The sequence below is a fragment of the Roseovarius albus genome (genome assembly GCF_900172335.1).
GTDB lineage: Bacteria > Pseudomonadota > Alphaproteobacteria > Rhodobacterales > Rhodobacteraceae > Roseovarius > Roseovarius albus.
Genome location: NZ_FWFX01000009.1, coordinates 140,413 through 153,378, shown reverse-complemented (window position 1 = coordinate 153,378; position 12,966 = coordinate 140,413). Strand labels below are relative to the sequence as shown.

Sequence of the window (12,966 nt, the reverse complement as noted above, 5' to 3'; positions counted from 1 at the left end):
TGGGTGCTGGAGGGCTTGAATTCTGGTCGCGACCCGAATATTGGGTGCGACTGCCTTTGCGGGGGAATGTCCCCCCGACCCCCAATCTGAGAGCCGCCCAAAATGACGCGCATTCATCTTCCCGGAATTCTGGCCATGGCCGCCGTTGTGGTGGTGTCGAATATTCTTGTGCAGCATCTGCTGGGGCAGTGGCTAACCTGGGGGGCACTGACCTATCCGATCGCGTTTCTAGTGACGGATGTGATGAACCGGGTATATGGACCAGGACCAGCGCGGCAGGTGATTGTCGCGGGCTTCGTGGTGGGGGTGATCTGTTCCTTTGTTGGGACACAGATTGTGGGCGAGTTCGGGCCGCTGGTGACCGTGCGGATTGCCATCGGATCTGGGCTGGCGTTTTTGTGTGCGCAGCTGATAGATGTGGCAATCTTTGACCGCCTGCGCGAAGGCACATGGTGGCGGGCGCCGCTGGTGTCGACTCTGGTGGGGTCGACATTGGATACGGTGCTGTTTTTCACCATCGCCTTTTCCGCCAGCTTGTCTTGGATTGAGCCCGCGAATGATGTGTCTTGGGCCAATGAGGTGCTGCCGCTCTTGGGCGTGGGGCCGATGGTGCCGCTATGGGCCTCGCTCGCGGTGGCGGACTGGATGGTGAAACTGTCACTGGCCCTGCTGGCGCTGATCCCGTTTCGAATGATTGTCAGAAGGTTGACAGCCCGCTCGGCGTAGGAACCGTTCGGATCTGGTCACCAGCGTTGAACAGCGGTGCGCGCCCATAGCGCGTCATTGGTCAGTTGCGTTTAGCTCGGCCTTATTGAACACGATGATCGTCATGAACAGACCGCCGATGAATAGCATGTGGGTCACCGCGCTGATCCCGAATGCAAGATAGCTGCCGATCGACAGCGAGAAAATGGCGCTCCACATCCATGCCAGCATTTGCATGAGCATGTGTGCCGTGGGCAAAGAATAGTTTTTCAGCGGGTTTTGGGTCTCATCCATTACCAAATCCCATGTGGTTTTCACATTGTCATTATCGGTCATTCGTTTTCTCCCTTTGTGGCTTGAATACGGGCGTGGGAGAGCATCAGATCAAAATAGCTGTGTCTGACAGACGAAAACACAGGGGCGCTGCAGTGATCCAACCACCCTGCGCGAAACAGCGGGCGTAGCCCGCCGCGCATCGCCGACGCACCCCATCGCTGCGGCGATTGGGTGAGGTTTCGTGACACGGTAAGGGTGTGCGGGTTTTGCGGGATAAAGGGGCTGTTGCACTCCAAAGGATCGCCCCCGCGTGCCTCGGCAATGTGCGGCTAAGTTGGTGAATCGGTTTTTTCATCCATTACGTGTGGAAAATACTCGCGATCCCAGTCGTCGGGGCGAAACAAGATCTTACCCCAAGTAAATACACGATCTGTTTCTCTATAGGGTATTTCTGAAACGGCGCAGTCCATGCCATAATCTTCTGGAGCTAAATGAAAGTGCTCGCAATCTCGATCAAGTGATTGGAGAAGCTCAATAAGGTCATCGCGCCCTTTTTCATTTAGGTGCATTTCGAATTGGCCTTCTTCTGTCAAAGACAAGGTAATTCGCGATTTCATAACTTGCTCCAAATTTGACGCCGAGTTGCTACATTCCATACAGGCTCAGGTTGACAATGAAAGGAAAAATGGCAGAGCAATCCGCATTTCTGGCACGTCGAGATGGATTCTAAGCAGGCTATCGGAAGCATGTTGATGTGTCGCTCTATACCTCACACTCCGTGATTAGAGGTGCGGAAGCGCTCTTGCGTGTTTGTTTCTCAGCGGTGGGTTGGCACCCACCCCACGGATTGTCACAAAACGGCGCAGCTATCATATGCCCGGAATCAAGGGCGCAGCCCGCCGGGCAGAGCCCGACCGCCCCATGGGCGGGCTCTTTGGCATCCTATCGAATTCCAACTCAGGTGGGATGTGTGTTGCACGATAAAGCATTCCCTTACAGCGTTGCGATGCCCACCCGCGGTCCGGCACTGCCCGGCTTTGTGATTGTAACGTTAGGTTCTGATTGCGATCTCAAGAACGAACACTCATGTTCCTGCAGCAAAGGGATCACCTGAAAGGTCAAAGGCATGAGTGACGTTGTGGCGCAGTATATTGCGGCGTTGGATGCCAAGGTGCGGGGTGTGATCAAGGGCACAGCGAAGCTGACCATCACGGATGAGGGCAGTTTTTTGCTGGTTGAGAACGGAACGCGAGGCAACGGATCGCATTGCTTACGCTAGGTTGGATTAAGTGTGCTTGGCGAAAGAACAAGTTCAACGCGTGCTGATTGGATGAGCAACTTTGCATCGACGCCTGCCTTGCTGAGTGGCGTGGTGTGTGCAAACATCGCTGTCTATTGTTAAGGACATAATGGCGTGCAAACAGAAATGCTTTCACGACGATCCGTCGTAGCGGCGACAAGTGGCAATACGCTCGAATGGTATGACTTTACTGTTTACGGATTTCTGGCGCCTATTATTGGGCAAGTTTTCTTTCCGTCGGACGATCCATTCGCAGCAACGCTTTCTGCTTTTGCTGTATTGGCGATAGGCTACGCGGCAAGAGCAATCGGCAGTTTGGTGTTTGGCCATATCGGCGACCGCCTTGGCCGAAAGCCTGCGCTGATCCTCTCTGTGCTGCTTATGGGGGGCGGATCTTTTGCGATTGCCTGTTTGCCGACGTATGATCAGATCGGGATTTCTGCTGCGGTTCTGCTGGTGATAATCCGCATCTTGCAGGGCATATCTGTCGCTGGGGAATATACTGCTTCTGGCGTACTGATCATTGAGCAGACCGCTATGAAGCGCCGCGCCTTTATTGGCAGTTTCGTGCCCTTTGCCATGTTGATGGGGTGTGTTTTGGGATCGGCCGTGCCAGCCGCATTATCGACCATGTTGAGCAGTGATCAGATGGCAACGTGGGGCTGGAGATTGCCGTTTCTGTTTGGCGCAGCTGTGGCTGCATTCAGTGCGATCCTTCGGCGGAATCTAAGGGAATCCAAAGCGATGCCTGACGGAGATCGGTCAGGCCCTTCGCCCGTGATTGTGGCATTGACACAGCATTGGCGCTTGATCACGCAGATGGTGATACTGCTCATGCCTACTGCTGTTATTTATTTCATGATCTTCGTCTACGCTGCCTCATATCTGACAGGGCAGATGCATGTTTCCAGCGCCAAGGCGCTCGACATAACCACGCTGAACCTGCTGGCGATGGCATTGATGGTTCCGATTTTCGGTTGGCTGGCTGACAGAATTGGGCTCAGGACCGTTTTTCTGATCGCAGCCATCGCATCGGTGGTTTTAGCCGCGCCGCTCTGGGGTCTTATGCTTGAGGACTCTGTGCTTTCAATCTATCTTGGTCAACTTGGTCTTTCGCTCATGAATGGTGTGGCCTGGGCGCTTTCGGTTACGGCTTTGACTTCAATGGCACCCCGCGATCTGAGAGTCAGTACCGTTGCTCTTGGGTATAACATCTGTATGGCGGTATTCGGTGGCTCCACCGCGATGATTGCGACCTATCTGGTCCATCGTACCGGGGACAATTACGCCCCGGTCTATTACATGGTTGGTGCTTCGCTTTTGTCTATCCCAGTGATCTGGAGAATCCCGAAACTTATCGCTGACGCGCAACAGGGTCATTCGGAGTTTTAAACCCGGCTTATTAACGGGCGTGTTTTGGGCCGGTATTAGAATATGGCACTCGCTAACCCTCGGAATTGTCAAATCGCACGCCGATGTAACGTAAGGTTTCGATTGTGGCCGTCGCTGTGAAAGCTCATGTTTTCGTCGAAAAGATCACCTGAAAGGCCAAGAAACATGAGTAACGTTGTGGCGCAGTATATTGCGGAGTTGGATGCCAAGGTGCGGGGTGTGATCAAGGGCACGACGAAGCTGACCATCACCGATGAGGGCATTCTGATGCTGGATGAGCATGGCGCGCGGGCTGGCGATGGCGATGCGGATGTGACTTTGATGGCCAGTGATGCTGTGTTCAAGGCCATTCTATCCGGCGATCAGAACCCGGTGATGGCCTATATGTCGGGCAAGCTGAAGGTGGATGGCAACGCGCAGCGGGCGTTGAAAGTCAGCAGTATTTTAACCGACTGAGGGTGGTTTATGCCCGGCGTTCACCGGGCATAAAGTTTTACGAGATATTCTGCGCCGAGGTTTCCATGGCATGCAGGAAGGATTTGGCCGAGGAGCTGGCCGAAAGCAGTAGGTATGTGTCATCACCTGTGCGGATCAACAGGGTGCCGAGATGTTCCATCACCGTGCGGGCGCTGTCATTCACCGCAAAGGCATCTGGGTGAATGTCCAGCGGGCAGATGCGGTGCAGGGCATCGCGGCTGGTGGGGCCGGACAGTTCCAGCCCAACCCAGACATCGGTCTGATCGGTGGTATAGGCCGTGCCTTTGAGCTTGGCCTGCACGGTGGGTTCGGCATCGGGCGTGGCATGGGTGAAGATCACCATCGCCTGATCAGCGCCAAGGCGGACCAGTCGGACAGTGCCATCTTTGCTGAGCACGGATTTTCCCGCATCAGGCAGCTCTGCGCCATAGGCGGTTTTGATCGCCTTCAGCACCTTGTCCTCGGCCCCCAAAGGCAGGGCGATGGAGACCAGCGCCAGATCAGCGGGGGCCTTGAGCGAGAGGTCGCCAAAGGATCTATCGACCCCGGCCAGTGGCGGGGTTGCGGTCAGGGTATAATCAGCCACGGAGACGTTCTCCCTCTGGGTCAATAAAGTGGGCGGAGACGATTTCGACCTCCATTTCCTTGCCGTGCACGGGGCTGACGGCGCGGACAACCTCGCCAATGCGTTCATTGCCGCGTTTGATGAAGCCTAGGCCGATGGAGTGGCCCAGGTTGGGCGACCAAGCGGTGGAGGTCATCCAGCCTTGGTCATTTGCCATGTTGGCCTCATCCCCTTTGGTGATGAAGTGCGAGCCGGCGATGACATCGAGGCTGTGGTCAACCGGGCGGAAGCCCATCAGGCGCAGGTCGTCGCCGACCATTTCAGGACGTTGCGACAGCACGTTGCCGATGCATTCCTTTTTCTGGCTGACCATCATGCCAAGGCCGATGTTTTGCGCGGTGGTCTGACCGTTCAGTTCGTTTGCCGTCACGTGGCCCTTTTCGATCCGCATCACGCCGAGGGCTTCGGTGCCATAGGGGGCTGCGCCGAATTCCTCGCCAGCCTTGTTCAGTACCTCCATCATCGAGTTGCCGAAACGGGCGGGCACGGCGATCTCAAAGGCCAGTTCCCCTGAGAATGAGATCCGGAACAGACGCGCCGGGGTGCCACCACAGACCGTGACCTCGGCACAGCCCATGAAGGGGAAGCCTTCGTTCGAGAGATCAGTGTCTTCGTCCACGATCTTGCGCAGCAGATCGCGGGATTTTGGCCCGGCGACGGCAAACTGTGCCCAGCCATCAGTGGTTGAGATCAGGTGCACGTCCATGTTGGGCCACAAACACTGGCGAGCGAATTCCAACCGGCGGAATACCAGAACCGCATTGGCGGTGGTGGTGGTCATCACGAAGTGGTTTTCGGACATGCGCGCGGTAGTGCCATCGTCGTAGCAGATGCCATCCTCGCGCAGCATCAGGCCATAGCGGACCTTGCCGACCGCCAGCTTGGCAAAGGCGTTGGAGTAGACCTTGTTGAGGAATTCGGCGGCGTCTTTACCCTGCACGTCGATCTTGCCCAGCGTGGTCACATCGCAGATGCCAACGTTGGTGCGGGTGTTCAAAGCCTCGCGGTCGACACTGTCACGCCAGCCCTTTTCGCCCGGGCGGGTGTACCATTCGGCACGCATCCAGTTGCCGACGGTGACAAAGCTTGCGCCATTGGCCTTGGCCCATTCGTGGCTGGGTGTGAGGCGGGTGGGGCGGAAATCATGCCCGCGGGCCCGGCCTCCCAATGCACCAAGCGGCACAGGGGTATAGGGTGGGCGGAAGATGGTGGTGCCGGTTTCCGGGATGGTTTTGCCGGTGCATTCGGCCATGACGGCCAGGGCCGGGATATTGGCGGTTTTGCCCTGATCCGTGGCCATGCCCAGCGTAGTGTAACGCTTGAGCAGTTCGACCGAGCGGAAGCCCTCGCGGTGAGACAGCTTGACGTCTTTGACGGTGACGTCGTTTTGCAGGTCGAGCCAGGCGCGCTTGATGCTTTCGCCGACATGCCACATGGGTGAGCATTCAAAGGCTTCGTCTTCGGCCTTTGGGGCGGCTTTGCGCGAGGCGGTGAAGCCCAGGTCCTTGATCTGCTGGTTGGCGATGGCACGACCTTCGGCTAGTGCGGCCCCCAGTGTGAGTGCGCCATTGGCAGCACCGGCGACGGCCATGCCAACAGGCAGCGTGCCACCGGGGACAAAGGCGCTGATGTCATCGCGCCATTCAGGGCGGCCACGTTGGTGGCAGGTCAAGTGCACGTTAGGGTTCCAACCGCCCGAGACCGCCAGACAATCGCAATCAATGATCTGATCGTCGGTTAGGGTGACAGACTTCAGCCCCTTTCGGCCAGCAGTATCGCGCACGGCGGCGTTGCGGATGTGGCGGGCACCGGGCACGTCACAAACAGCAGGCTTGTCGCGGCTGTCTATGATGGCGGTGACGTTTACACCTTTGGCGGCGAGGTCAGCAGCAGTGCGCCAGCCATCGTCGTTATTGGTGAAAACAGCAACCTGTTGCCCGGGGGTGGCCCCAAAACGGTTCACATAGGTCCGCACAGCACCGGCCAGCATGACGCCGGGGCGGTCATTGTTGCCAAATGCGATGGGGCGTTCGGTTGAACCGGCGGCCAGAACCGCGCGTTTTGAGTAGATCCGCCACAGGATCTGGCGCGGTTTGCCGTTTGAGGAGGCCAAGTGATCGGTGCAACGTTCCAATGCGCCATAAACACCGTGGTCATAGGACCCATAGATGGTGGTGCGGGTCATGATCTGGACGTTGTCCATCGCGGCCAGTTCAGCCAGCGCCTGTGTGGCCCAGTCAGCACCGGACATGCCGTCCACTTCGAGCGTTTCGGCGTTCAGGCGGCCGCCGGGGGCGAAGTCTTCGTCCGCAAGGATGACGCGTGCGCCGCTGCGACCTGCGGCCAGTGCAGCGGATATGCCCGAAGGTCCTGCGCCGATGACCAGAAGATCGCAATGCAGGAAGCCCTTGTCATAAATGTCAGGGTCTTCATCCATCGACAGGCGGCCCAGACCGGCGGAAGAGCGAATAACCGGTTCATAGAACTTTTCCCAAAGCGCTTTGGGCCACATGAAGGTTTTGTAGTAGAAGCCCGCCGACAGGAAGGGCGAGGCATAATCCGTCAGTGCCATCAGGTCGAATTCCAGCGATCCGCGATGGTTCTGGCTGGTGGCGGTCAGGCCATCGAACAGCTCGGCCACGGTGGCGCGTGTGTTGGGTTCTTGATGCGCACCGCTGCGCAGTTGCACCAGCGCGTTCGGTTCCTCGGATCCAGCCGAGAATATGCCACGGGGGCGGTGGTATTTGAAGGACCGGCCGACCAGACGCTGGCCATTGGCGAGCAAGGCAGACGCCAGTGTATCGCCTGCAAAGCCTTGCATGGATTTGCCGTTGAAGGTGAAGTTCATCGGCGTGGAGCGGTCAATCAGGCCGCCTTTGACACGGTTGATCTGGCTCATTTGTCGCGCCCTCTTGTCCGGGCCACATCGCGGGCCAACTCTACCTTGGTGATTTCGTGGGTCAGGGTGTTGCGGGTCACGACCAGCCAGGAGCGGTCGCCCTGTTCGTGATACCACAGTTCCTGATGCTGGCCTGCGGGGTTGTCGCGCAGGTAGCCGTATTCATAGAATTTCGCGGCGGCATCTTCGGCCTGCCAGTCGGGGCGGTCGATCAAGCTGGCGTCGCCCAGATAGATAAACTCAGCCGCGTCGCGGGGGCCAAGAAGGGGGTGATTGATAATCATGTCCTGTCCTCCGTCAGTGCAGGTTAGGCTGGTTGCCCATGCCTTTTTCATCGATCAGATGACCGAGCTTGAAACGATCGAGCCGCATTTCGCGGGCCACGGGGTGGGATTCGCCTTTGGCCAGTAGGTGGGCGTAGCAGAAGCCCGAGGCCGGGGTGGCCTTGAAACCGCCATAGCACCAGCCGCCGTTGAAATAGAGGCCTTCGGTTTCGGTCTTGTCGATGAAGGGAGAGCCGTCCATCGACATGTCCATCACACCGCCCCAACTGCGCAAGAGACGTGCACGCCCGATCATCGGCATCAGGGCCATGCCACCTTCGACGACGTCTTCGACCACCGGCAGGTTGCCGCGCTGGGCGTAAGAGTTGTAGCCGTCCAGATCGCCGCCAAAGACCAAACCGCCCTTGTCAGACTGGCTGACGTAGAAGTGACCTGCGCCAAAGGTGATGACGCCGGGCAGGACGGGTTTGAGGCCTTCACTGACGAAGGCCTGCAAGACGTGGCTTTCGATCGGCAGGCGCATGCCGGCCATGGCAGCGACACGGCCTGAGGAGCCGGCGACGCACATCGCAACCTTGTTGGCGCGGATTGGGCCGCGCACGGTTTGCACGCCGCGTACGCGACCGTTTTCAATGTCGATGCCGGTGACTTCGCAGTTCTGGATGATGTCGACGCCACGGCTGTCGGCGCCGCGGGCATAGCCCCAGGCCACCGCATCGTGACGGGCGGTGCCGCCGCGACGTTGGTAGAGGCCGCCCTTGATCGGGAAGCGGGCGTTATCAAAATTCAGGAATGGCAGTTCGCGGCGCAGTTGCGCCTCATCCGCCAGTTCGGCATCGGCCCCGGCCAGGAACATGGCGTTGGCACGGCGCACGAAGGCATCACGCTGGCCATCGGTGTGAATGAGGTTCAGGATCGAACGTTGCGACACCATCGAGTTGTAGTTGGTGTCTTGTTCGAGATTTTCCCACAGCTTCATCGACATTTCATAGAACGGCTCGTTGCCGGGCAGCAGGTAGTTCGAGCGAATGATGGTGGTGTTGCGACCAATGTTGCCGCCGCCAAGCCAGCCCTTTTCCAGCACGGCGATATTGCGCATGCCAAACTCTTTGGACAGGTAATAGGCCGTTGCCAGACCGTGCCCACCAGCACCGATGATGATGATGTCATATTCCGGTTTTGGATCAGGCTCGCGCCAGGCGGCCTTCCATCCTTTGTTGCCGGTCAAACCTTCGCGGAGAACCCTGAAGCCAGAATATCGCATGCGCATGCGTCCTTGTGTTGATTTGCGGATAGGGTGCCATATTACGCCTGTCTGGACTTTTCTATGTTGGTCTTTATTTTGTCCAAAATGGACATTGAGACGGGAAAACTTGGCCACAGGCGGCGGATCGGGATTTTGCCGATCGAGGGATTCGCAATTCTGGCCTATGCCAGCCTGGCCGATCCGATGCGGGCGGCGAATTTGCTGGCAGGCCAGACGCTCTATGAAGTGGTGAACATCAGCGAAGGCGCGGCAGTCCAGCAAAGCTCTGGCGCGGCGGTGGTGACACCGCAGGCGCGTGTGGGCGATGATCTGGAGCTGGATTACCTGTTTGTCGTCGCCGGGGGGGACCCGACCGCCTATGACAACAAGGCAGTGACAGCATGGCTGGCGCGGATGGCGCGCAAGGGCGTGGTGCTGGGCGGCGTGTCGGGCGGGCCGATCATTCTGGCGCAGGCCGGGTTGATGGGCGGGCGGCGGATGACGGTGCATTGGGAACATGCCGAGGCGCTGGCTGAAATCTCGCCCTATCTGCTGCTGGAGCGGACGCTTTACGTTATTGACCGGGATCGGCTGACCTGCGCCGGGGGCACGGCGCCGATGGATCTGATGCACGCGTTGATCACACAGCATCATGGGCCGGGATTTGCACGGCGGGTGAGTGACTGGTTCATGCATACCGAAATCCGCCCCTCGGCCGGGCCGCAGCGGGCCGGGTTGGTGGAGCGGGTCGGATCGAACAACCCCGGTATTCTGGATGCGGTGGAGGTGATGGAGGCCAATATCGCGGCACCCGTGGCGCTGGGGCGTCTGGCCGAAGGGGCAGGATTGTCACCCCGGCAGCTGAACCGGTTGTTTCAGGACCATCTGGGGCGGTCATGCATGCGGTATTATCGCGAGTTGCGGCTGGATAAGGCGCAGAACCTATTGCGTAATTCGCCGCTGTCGTTGACCGAGATTGCGCTGGCGACGGGGTTTGCCAGTTCGTCACATTTCTCAAAGGTTTATAGCGCGCAGTTTGAACAGCCGCCGTCGGCCTATCGTTAGTTTTGAAAGGCGAAGGGGGCCTTGATCGGGTCAAGCTGTGGCTGACCAGCGATATAGTCAGCGGCGCGGGCGGCGATCATCTGGGTGGGGGCGTTAAGGTTGGCGCTGATCACGCGGGGCATGACTGAGGCATCGACCACACGCAGACCTTGCAGGCCTTTGACCCGGAAATGATCATCGACCACGCAATCGTCACCGTGACCCATGCGGCAGGTGCCGCAGGGGTGGAAATCGGTCACGGTGGCGTTGCGGATCCAGTTTTCAACATCCTTCGCGGTTTGCACCTCGGGCCCGGGGTCAATTTCTGCCCCGCGCAGACCGTCAAAGGCGGGTTGCGCCACCAATTCACGGGTTTTCTGCACACCTTCGACCAGTTCCTGCAAGTCAAAGGGATCTTGTAGGTAATTGAAATGCATCAAAGGCTTATCGGTTGGATTGGCCGAGGCGAGGCGAATTTCACCCCGGCTGCGGGGGCGGAGCTGATCGACGTGGATGGCAAAGGCCTGTCGGAGTTGGATTTTGTCACCCACATATTCGAACCCAACCGGGCCGAAGTGGTATTGCAGGTTGGGATACGGCACAGTGTCATTGCCCCGGATCAGACCGCCCGCCTCCCAAATATTTGAGGCCGCGATGCCCCTGCGGGTAAAGACCCATTGAGCGCCGACGCGGGCCTTGTTCCAGATCCGGTCAACGCGGTGGATCGGGTAGCTGTGCAGGCTCTCAAATTGCAGGATGATGCTGGCGTGATCTTGTAGATTTTGACCAACAGGCAGGTTGAGGAGCGGGGTGATCCCGTGCCTGTTGAGGTGATCCGCTGGGCCGATGCCGGACAACATGAGCAGCTGTGGCGAGTTGATCGCACCGCCCGACAGAATGACCTCTTGCTCGGCCTCTAGCCGCAGCTCTTTACTTCCAAAATCGCAGATCAGCCCGGTGGCACGGGTGCCGTCAAAGGTAAGGCGTTTAACCATCGTCCGAGTCATCAGGGTGACATTGCCGCGTTTCAGGGCCGGGCGCAGATGGGCGACGGCGGCGCTGCAGCGGCGACCATGGCGTTTGGTGGCGTCCAGGCGAGCGACACCTTCGGGGTTGAAGCCGTTGAGGTCATCTGATCGGCCTTGTCCCGCCTGTTCGCCAGCTTCAAGGAAGGCGTCATAAAGCGGGTTGTCGAAATCGCCCGGATGCACGCCCAACGGGCCACTGTCTCCTCGATAGGAATTGCTGCCCTTGGCATAGGTTTCCCCAGCGCGGAAATAGGGCAGGCAGTTTTCATAGCGCCAGTCGGTCAGGCCAAAATGATCGGCCCAGGCGTCATAGTCTAAGGGGTGCCCGCGCATATAGACCATGGAATTGATCGAGGAAGAGCCGCCAACCACCTTGCCACGTGGCATATCGACCTGACGGTCAAGCAGGTTGGATTCAGGTTCGGTCAGATAGTTCCAGTTGAGCTTTGGATCGCGCCAGGCTCTATAGACACCCGCAGGGATATGAATCAACAGATCGCGGTCCATGGGGCCGGCCTCGATCACCAGAATGGATTTGGAGGTGTCCGCGCCGAGCTTATTTGCAAGCGTGCAGCCCGCTGATCCAGCCCCGACAATAATATAGTCATATCTGTCGGGCTTGGGCATTTACTTGCCCCAGTTTTCGGACTGCATTTCCCTGATGCGGCTGGCAGTGCGTTCGAACTCGAAGGTGCCTTCGCCCTCGATATAAAGCAGCTCGGGTCGGGCGGCGGCAGAGCAGATCACTTTGACGCGGGCCTCGTAAAGCGCATCGATTAGGGTGACGAAGCGTTTGGCCTCGTTAAAATTACTACGGCCCAGTTCAGGAATTTCTTCGATGATCAAAACGCGCACCGCTTCTGCCAAAGCCAGATAGTCGGCAGGGCCGAGCATCTTGCCACACAGGCGGTGGAACTTGGCACGGGCAACGCCGTTATGAAAGCGGGGGATTTCCACTTCGCGTTTGTTAACCATAAGCTTCAGGGGTTTGGCCTTGCCGCCGGTCAGGCTTTGCCAGACCGCTCGAATGGCAGCGCGACTTTCTTCGTTGATTGGGGTGAAATAGGTTTCGCTGCCCGCCATCTTGGTTTGACGGTAGTCGGTCGGGCTGACCATTTCATGTACGACCAAGCGTTCCTTAATATGATCAATGAAGGGTAAGAAAAGCTGGCGATTAAGGCCATCCTTGTAGAGGTCATCGGGCACGCGGTTCGAGGTGGTGATGACGGTGACACCAGCGGCAAACAGCGCCTCGAACAACCGGCCGACGATCATCGCATCGGTGATGTCGGTGATCTGCATCTCGTCAAAGGCCAGCAAGCGCACCGAATTGGCAACCTCAGCGGCGACGGGGGCGAGGGCGTCTTCGACGCCATTCTCACGGGCTTGATGCATACCCGCGTGGATTTCCTGCATGAAGGCATGGAAATGCACTCGCCGGGCAGGGGCGTCGATGACATCGACAAACAGATCCATCAACATGGATTTGCCACGTCCCACACCACCCCAGAGGTATAGACCCTTGGGCGCTTCGGGGGCTTTGCGGAACCAGCCTTTTTTAACCGGTTCAGCCAGTTCTTCGCTGATTCGGTCAAATTCGGACAGTGTCGTTTCCTGCGCGGGATCGCGGGTGATCTCGCCACTGGCGACAAGATCCTCATATGCTTTGGTTAACACTCCCATGTTCAAG

13 protein-coding genes are annotated in these 12,966 nt (G+C 58.2%); 5 read left to right on the top strand and 8 right to left on the bottom strand.

All coding sequences use genetic code 11. From position 1 onward, the window contains the following. Positions 1-102 precede the first annotated feature (102 nt). On the top strand, positions 103-726 hold the full coding sequence (locus ROA7450_RS14480) for a queuosine precursor transporter (protein WP_085806564.1): 624 nt from the start codon (positions 103-105) through the stop codon (positions 724-726). Positions 727-780: 54 nt separating this feature from the next. On the opposite strand, the gene ROA7450_RS14475 is transcribed toward ROA7450_RS14480, so the two are convergent. Next, entirely contained in the window at positions 781-1,041 is a 261-nt protein-coding gene (locus tag ROA7450_RS14475) for a hypothetical protein (protein ID WP_085806563.1), read from the bottom strand. A gap of 269 nt (positions 1,042-1,310) precedes the next feature. Beyond that, positions 1,311-1,598, bottom strand: coding sequence for a hypothetical protein (locus tag ROA7450_RS14470; protein WP_234999533.1), 288 nt, complete (start codon positions 1,596-1,598; stop codon positions 1,311-1,313). A 509-nt stretch (positions 1,599-2,107) separates the two neighbouring features. On the opposite strand from ROA7450_RS14470, the gene ROA7450_RS21005 reads away from it, so the two are divergent. The 3 genes from ROA7450_RS21005 (at position 2,108) to ROA7450_RS14460 (ending at position 4,129) form a co-directional block, all read left to right on the top strand. Beyond that, entirely contained in the window at positions 2,108-2,260 is a 153-nt protein-coding gene (locus ROA7450_RS21005) for a hypothetical protein (RefSeq protein WP_159454058.1), read from the top strand. Between the two features lie 135 nt (positions 2,261-2,395). Next, on the top strand, positions 2,396-3,673 hold the full coding sequence (locus ROA7450_RS14465; protein WP_234999532.1) for an MFS transporter: 1,278 nt from the start codon (positions 2,396-2,398) through the stop codon (positions 3,671-3,673). 165 nt (positions 3,674-3,838) lie between these two features. After that, positions 3,839-4,129, top strand: coding sequence for an SCP2 sterol-binding domain-containing protein (locus ROA7450_RS14460; protein WP_085806561.1), 291 nt, complete (start codon positions 3,839-3,841; stop codon positions 4,127-4,129). 37 nt (positions 4,130-4,166) lie between these two features. Here ROA7450_RS14460 and ROA7450_RS14455 read toward each other — a convergent pair whose 3' ends face one another. The 4 genes from ROA7450_RS14455 to ROA7450_RS14440 are packed head-to-tail and all read right to left on the bottom strand — an operon-like array spanning position 4,167 to position 9,222. Then, a complete protein-coding gene (locus ROA7450_RS14455) occupies positions 4,167-4,736 on the bottom strand; it encodes a sarcosine oxidase subunit gamma (protein WP_085806560.1) in 570 nt (189 codons plus the stop codon). Further along, the gene (locus ROA7450_RS14450) at positions 4,729-7,674 is read right to left on the bottom strand and encodes a sarcosine oxidase subunit alpha family protein (RefSeq protein WP_085806559.1); all 2,946 of its coding nucleotides are present in this window, start codon (positions 7,672-7,674) and stop codon (positions 4,729-4,731) included. Before ROA7450_RS14450 ends, ROA7450_RS14455 begins: the two co-directional genes overlap by 8 nt. After that, on the bottom strand, positions 7,671-7,958 hold the full coding sequence (locus ROA7450_RS14445; RefSeq protein ID WP_085806558.1) for a sarcosine oxidase subunit delta: 288 nt from the start codon (positions 7,956-7,958) through the stop codon (positions 7,671-7,673). Before ROA7450_RS14445 ends, ROA7450_RS14450 begins: the two co-directional genes overlap by 4 nt. Before the next feature lie 13 nt (positions 7,959-7,971). Continuing rightward, positions 7,972-9,222: a sarcosine oxidase subunit beta family protein gene (locus tag ROA7450_RS14440; RefSeq protein WP_085806612.1), complete on the bottom strand. Its 1,251-nt coding sequence runs from the start codon at positions 9,220-9,222 to the stop codon at positions 7,972-7,974. A gap of 87 nt (positions 9,223-9,309) precedes the next feature. Here ROA7450_RS14440 and ROA7450_RS14435 point away from each other — a divergent pair, with 87 nt between their 5' ends. Beyond that, a complete protein-coding gene (locus tag ROA7450_RS14435; protein WP_085806611.1) occupies positions 9,310-10,269 on the top strand; it encodes a GlxA family transcriptional regulator in 960 nt (319 codons plus the stop codon). Here the strand turns inward: ROA7450_RS14435 and ROA7450_RS14430 are convergent. Together ROA7450_RS14430 and zapE are read right to left on the bottom strand one after the other, a co-directional pair. Then, the gene (locus tag ROA7450_RS14430) at positions 10,266-11,903 is read right to left on the bottom strand and encodes a GMC family oxidoreductase (RefSeq protein WP_085806557.1); all 1,638 of its coding nucleotides are present in this window, start codon (positions 11,901-11,903) and stop codon (positions 10,266-10,268) included. The two genes, ROA7450_RS14435 and ROA7450_RS14430, sit on opposite strands and share 4 nt — an antisense overlap. Next, positions 11,904-12,959, bottom strand: coding sequence for a cell division protein ZapE (gene zapE / locus ROA7450_RS14425; RefSeq protein WP_085806610.1), 1,056 nt, complete (start codon positions 12,957-12,959; stop codon positions 11,904-11,906). Positions 12,960-12,966 lie beyond the last annotated feature (7 nt).

Bases quoted from the DNA above. Each gene is read 5' to 3' on its own strand.
- ROA7450_RS14480 (WP_085806564.1), top strand. From the start codon at position 103: ATGACGCGCATTCATCTTCCCGGAATTCTGGCCATGGCCGCCGTTGTG.
- ROA7450_RS14475 (WP_085806563.1), bottom strand. From the start codon at position 1,041: ATGACCGATAATGACAATGTGAAAACCACATGGGATTTGGTAATGGAT.
- ROA7450_RS14470 (WP_234999533.1), bottom strand. From the start codon at position 1,598: ATGAAATCGCGAATTACCTTGTCTTTGACAGAAGAAGGCCAATTCGAA.
- ROA7450_RS21005 (WP_159454058.1), top strand. From the start codon at position 2,108: ATGAGTGACGTTGTGGCGCAGTATATTGCGGCGTTGGATGCCAAGGTG.
- ROA7450_RS14460 (WP_085806561.1), top strand. From the start codon at position 3,839: ATGAGTAACGTTGTGGCGCAGTATATTGCGGAGTTGGATGCCAAGGTG.
- ROA7450_RS14450 (WP_085806559.1), bottom strand. From the start codon at position 7,674: ATGAGCCAGATCAACCGTGTCAAAGGCGGCCTGATTGACCGCTCCACG.
- ROA7450_RS14445 (WP_085806558.1), bottom strand. From the start codon at position 7,958: ATGATTATCAATCACCCCCTTCTTGGCCCCCGCGACGCGGCTGAGTTT.
- ROA7450_RS14440 (WP_085806612.1), bottom strand. From the start codon at position 9,222: ATGCGATATTCTGGCTTCAGGGTTCTCCGCGAAGGTTTGACCGGCAAC.
- ROA7450_RS14435 (WP_085806611.1), top strand. From the start codon at position 9,310: ATGGACATTGAGACGGGAAAACTTGGCCACAGGCGGCGGATCGGGATT.
- ROA7450_RS14430 (WP_085806557.1), bottom strand. From the start codon at position 11,903: ATGCCCAAGCCCGACAGATATGACTATATTATTGTCGGGGCTGGATCA.
- zapE (WP_085806610.1), bottom strand. From the start codon at position 12,959: ATGGGAGTGTTAACCAAAGCATATGAGGATCTTGTCGCCAGTGGCGAG.